General features: G+C 63.7%; 4 protein-coding genes. All 4 read right to left on the bottom strand.

Annotated features, from left to right (window positions below; genetic code table 11):
* Positions 1-101: 101 nt before the first annotated feature.
* Entirely contained in the window at positions 102-479 is a 378-nt protein-coding gene (gene csm2, locus QZY07_RS17920) for a type III-A CRISPR-associated protein Csm2 (protein WP_295405666.1), read from the bottom strand.
* A gap of 12 nt (positions 480-491) precedes the next feature.
* Complete coding sequence (cas10, locus tag QZY07_RS17925; protein WP_295405668.1) at positions 492-3,185, bottom strand: type III-A CRISPR-associated protein Cas10/Csm1; 2,694 nt, start codon at positions 3,183-3,185, stop codon at positions 492-494.
* Positions 3,175-4,311 carry a CRISPR system precrRNA processing endoribonuclease RAMP protein Cas6 gene (gene cas6 / locus QZY07_RS17930; RefSeq protein ID WP_295405670.1) on the bottom strand — a complete coding sequence of 379 codons (1,137 nt, stop codon included), beginning with the start codon at positions 4,309-4,311 and terminating at the stop codon, positions 3,175-3,177. Before cas6 ends, cas10 begins: the two co-directional genes overlap by 11 nt.
* A gap of 66 nt (positions 4,312-4,377) precedes the next feature.
* Positions 4,378-4,623, bottom strand: a complete 246-nt coding sequence (locus QZY07_RS17935) for a hypothetical protein (RefSeq protein ID WP_295405672.1) — start codon at positions 4,621-4,623, stop codon at positions 4,378-4,380.
* Positions 4,624-4,834 lie beyond the last annotated feature (211 nt).

Consider the following 4,834-nt stretch of genomic DNA (forward strand, 5'->3'; position numbering starts at 1 on the left):
AAGGAGGACTTGCGTGCCAAGTTGCTGGCCTTCATCGCCTACTTCAATGCCACCATGGCCAAACCGTTCCGTTGGACGTATCAAGGGAAACCATTGATGGTCTAAGTGCCATTACAAACATTTGAGCGCCACTGTACTAGCTCGCGCCCATCGGCGTAGGCCGCCTTGGCGTTAAGCATGAGGATGAACGGTCGGTATTCCTCGAATCGTTCGGGGTGCTGCTTAGCCTTCTCGGCCCACATCACCAGTTCGTCGTAGAAGCGGCGCAGTTGGCTCGGCTTATTGCGCTTCTGGTTCTCGCCAATGGTGACCGCGCAACGCTTGGCAATCTCGTTGAACAACTGCGGATCGAGCGCCCCCCCGAACTGGATCCCGTCAAGGATGATGTCCGGGACATAGGCCTCGCGTGGGTTCTGGCGATCCGCGCCGGGGCGGCGGGCGTCGCGTTGGGATGGATTGCTGTAACGTCCTTCGGCCATGGGTCGGTCCTCTTAGTCGCGTGCCTGATAGAGATGGGTGAACAGCGGGATACGGTACGCCCCGCCGAAGCGTTCGATGCCCTGCTGCGCGATCACCTGCGCCAACTGTTGTAACAGCCGTCGGCGTTCGTCGTCCTTGTCCTTGCCACGCAGTCCGACGGCGGATTCCAACAGCCGCACGGTGCGATAGGCGAACTGGCTGTGCCAGATGGCATTTTCCGGGCGTTCATGGATTCGCTCAGCCTTGTCGATCAGTTCCAGCAGACCGTAGAGATAGCCGGTGCTCAGTCCGAGTTCTCCTGCCAAACGGGTCAACTCGCCGCCCGCGACATCCAGGGCATCGAAGGTCGTCCAGGGAACGGTCTGACCGAAACAGGTGACGCTGTCTTTCTCGGGGCGACAGGTCTTGGCGGCTTCCAATGCCTGTTCGCCGAGTTCGGCGAGGTGGCGCACCGGCAGGCCGGGCTTGGTCATCGACAGACCGGCCGAGAAATGGATGCCCGGATTGCCCGCGACGTAGCGAGTAAACTCAGTCCGCAGGTCGCGCGCCAGATCCATCTGCGTCTGCCAGGGGCCGAGCAGAAAGAAATCGTCGCCGCCGGCGAAAACGGTGTAGGCGTTGGGGTAGCGAGTCCGGCACCGCCAGGGCAGATAGAGCGCGAAAAAGGCATTCATCTGGCGCGACAAGGCGGCCATCTTGGCGAAGGTCGGCGCCTCTAGTCCCTGCTGAAAGATCAGGCCGAGATTGTCCACATCGCCCTTGAGCGTGGTGAGCGCCCGGATGCCGATCCAGCGGTTGTGAGCGTCGAGGGCCAGATCCTCGCCCGCCAGATGGTTGAAGGTCTTGGGTTCGCGCGGCGCGGGATCGAACGTCTCGTCAGGCTCGCCGCCCTGATACTTCTCGCGTAACCAGGCGTCTTGCGCCTCATCGCCCGCGAAACGCGGGATGTAGGCATTGATGGCGCGTCGGGCATAGCCGTTCCACAGTGGGCGCCTGCCGTCGGCATCGGGCAGGCTGAAATCCCAGGCGCGCAGCAGATTGCCCTTGCGAACCTCGGGACCAAAGCGCCCGCTATCGTCTTCGCTGCCGGTGAAACCGATGCGATAGCCAAACAGATCGACGCCCAAGGTCTTCCCGCTGAGGATTTCCTGGCGGCTGACCAGCAAACGTTCGTAGGAGGTGAGCCAGTTGCCAAGGTCGATCTGATCTTTGGCCAACCGCCCAACCTGGATGGTCCGTCCGCCCTCGACGATGGCCGTGACCGCGGGGGAACGCCCGTCGATTTGGCAGGCACCACGGGTGTTGTCGAATTGGTCGAGAAAACCGTCGAAGGCGGGCGAGGGGGCGTCGGTTGCGCAGAGTCCGAAACGCTGCGCCTTGGCCTGTTCGAGTTGGGCGAACAGCCGTTTCATCAGATCGCGGAAGCGTCCATGCGCGTTGGGTTGCGCGCGGTCGCTGAGAAAATCGTTGCAGGTGGCGGGCAGCCAGGCGAGTCCAACGCCGGATTGACCAAAGCTGTGCGTCAGGCACCAAGCGTCGAGTTCGGTGCGCACGTTCGTCAAAGCCTCCAGCGTCGCCTCGGTATGCGGCGCGACGATCAGGAATTTTCCAGCAGCGTTGATGATCTGGCTGGTGGGCGGCAGCGCCAGGGCATCGAGTACCCGCATGGCGGCGCATTCGGTCAGTAGACCGACATAAAAGGAGCGACCCCGCAGCAGTTTCGCGGCCCGGCGCTGGGTTTCGCCGCCGCTGGCAAAGATGAACTCCTGAATTCCGAACAGGTCGCCCTGGATCAGCAGAAATTTGGCATCGTCCCAGTCGGCACGGGTGCGCTGCGCCGTCGCCACCGTCGTCGGGTCATCGCCGCGCTCCTGGTGATAGCGCCAGAGTGCGACCGCCAGCGCCGCGACCGCCTTGGAGTGGTCGTAGAGCGAGACCTCGGGTTTGGCCCCAAAGGCGGTGGCCGAGGGAATCGCGTGGGTGAAAGTCAGCCACAGGGTCTCGAAGTGATCCAGCCACAGATCGAGACGCTCGCGGTGCGCGGCGGGGATGTCCGCGAGTGCTTGGATGAAGGCATCCCACAAGGCGCGATACTCTGCCCGCGCCTTGGTCTGGTCGCGGGTTTCGGTCTCCGTGGCCGGCACCGGGAACAGGGTCAGCGGCGACAGGGGCTGGAGCGGATACCGCATCGTCGGCGGCTGTTTCGCCACCTCGTCGTTTAGGCGGATCTGCTCGAACAGGGTCAACTGACGGGCAGTGATGTGGTTGAGCTTGGTGCTGGTGGTTTCGTCGGCATCGTTGTATCGGTCGAAGGTCTCGCGCTCGAAGCCCGATGCCACGCGGTCGGCGGTGGCGATGATCCATTGCAGGAAGGTCTCGGGCGTGTGGTGACGCGCGGCGGCGTTAATGAGGGAATCGTCGGCGTCAACGTCTTTCCAAGCGGCAAAGGGCGTCATCTCGGTGCCGACAAGACGCGGCAGCCAGGGTTCGAGCCGGTCGATCGCCAGCGCGGTATAGGCGGCGTGACGGTGCGTATACCACTGCTTGCCCCCAGCCTCCTGACGACGGGCATAGAGTTGTAGATGGATCGCCAGCGTCTCGGCATCGATCTCGATACCCGCGCGTTCGGCGAATTTCCCGACATCGTGCAGCAGCGCACCCAAGGCCATGCGGCAGGAAGCGGCCAGACGTTCATCATGATTCATGCGTGTCTCCATGGGTAGCATTGTCCGCTCGGGAACCCCCGTCGTCGGTGTTGGCAAGCTTGCGTTCCCGCTGGTCCTTGTCGCTCCCCGTCACAGCGAGGATCCGATACCCCCCCAGCCCAAACGCCGTGTCCTTCCCAACATGGGTCCACTGCCCCAACCAGAGTGCGGGCCAGAGGTCGGCCAGGGCGGAGCCGGCGAGGTCGAATTCGCCGATCAATCCGCCGAACTGCATCAGGGTGTCCTGACGCGAGGAATAGCGCGTCCACTCATGCCAGCGCAGCCAATCGGCGTGCAGATGGAGCGCCGCCAGATCCCGTGACACACCCCGCGGGTCGAAGGCGGCGGGATCGCCGCCCTGCCAGTCAGCCAGCGACCGTAAGCGCCGATAGAGGGCGTGGATCAGATCGCCCGCCGTAAATTCGCGCGCGCCGAGAAAATGCCCGTCGCGCTTGATGCGCAGGGGGGTGATCAGGCGCAGGCGCACGCGGTCAGGGATCGGCGGGGGGCACAAGGGCGCGGCGTCCAACGGTTGATAGACGCCTTCGCGGGCGGTATAGACCGGCGTCCAGTGACCGTCGCCGGGCGTCTGCTCGCGGTCCACGCCGATCAGACCGAAACGCCCGCCCTCGCGGCCAAATCCGCGTTGCCCGGCCAAGCCCAGGGCATGAATCAGATAGGGTGCCTGTGCGATGGCAGCGCCGAGCAGATGGATCGTCAGCGTGAACGGATCGCCGGGTGCCAGTATGCGGGGCGCGGTCGGGTCGAGGTCGAGCACGAAGGGATGCGGCAGAGCGGTATAGCCACTCTGGGCCTGCGCGGGCGAGGCCGGGGTCTCGAACAAGGTCGAATAGACGCACTGCTGGGCGAGCAGACAGCCAGTGCAGGTCGGCTGTCGGGTCACGCAGGCGGTGCGCCGCAGGCCATGACCGAGCAGGCCGCGCCAGGCGGAACCGGCATAATCCGGCAGCCGGATGGCCTCGACGGCCTCCAGGCGAAAGCGAAACCGGGCCAACGGGGGAAAGGAGAGGGGCAGGTGCGCCGCCCGGCTCGGGCTTTGTCCGCGTGCGGTCAGCCGCTCAGTCAATTCGGGGTGTGCGGACAGGGCTGGCGAAGCGGTCGACATATCATCCATTCCTGGTGAGCCGTTGAGTGGCGCCAATTCCTGGCAAGGTTCGTCCCTTGGCGACCATCATGCCGATGTCGACCGATCATGGTGGGTTTCGCAAGCTTGAGTCACACCGTTCGACGACCGCCGCTCGGTCATCGCTGACGGACGACCGACCGGTCCAACCCCCTCGCGCCCGCACCAATCCCGAATCATCACCTCCAGTATGTTCGCCAGACTGCGATGCTCGCGCTCGGCGGCCTCGCGCAGGGCGGCCTTGATCTCGGGTAGGATGAGGAACGTCACGGTCGTCTTCTTGACAGCGGGCATTCGAGTCGGTCTCCCTGTTAGCAATACTGCGTCTATCATGCGACTATACCGCACACAGAAAGTACAGGCGAATAAGGTGATTTCCGAGTAACAGTTTACCCGTTTAGGCCGCATATCCCTCCAACAGACTGACATGATCGAGAATGCCCGTGCCCTGCGAAACCGAACCGACTGTCCTGACATTGCTCCCCTCGCAAATCGACGATCTGCA

It is taken from the genome of uncultured Thiocystis sp. (genome assembly GCF_903866365.1).
Classification (GTDB): Bacteria; Pseudomonadota; Gammaproteobacteria; order Chromatiales; family Chromatiaceae; genus Chromatium.

Bases quoted from the DNA above. Each gene is read 5' to 3' on its own strand.
- csm2 (WP_295405666.1), bottom strand. From the start codon at position 479: ATGGCCGAAGGACGTTACAGCAATCCATCCCAACGCGACGCCCGCCGC.
- QZY07_RS17935 (WP_295405672.1), bottom strand. From the start codon at position 4,623: ATGCCCGCTGTCAAGAAGACGACCGTGACGTTCCTCATCCTACCCGAG.
- cas10 (WP_295405668.1), bottom strand. From the start codon at position 3,185: ATGAATCATGATGAACGTCTGGCCGCTTCCTGCCGCATGGCCTTGGGT.
- cas6 (WP_295405670.1), bottom strand. From the start codon at position 4,311: ATGTCGACCGCTTCGCCAGCCCTGTCCGCACACCCCGAATTGACTGAG.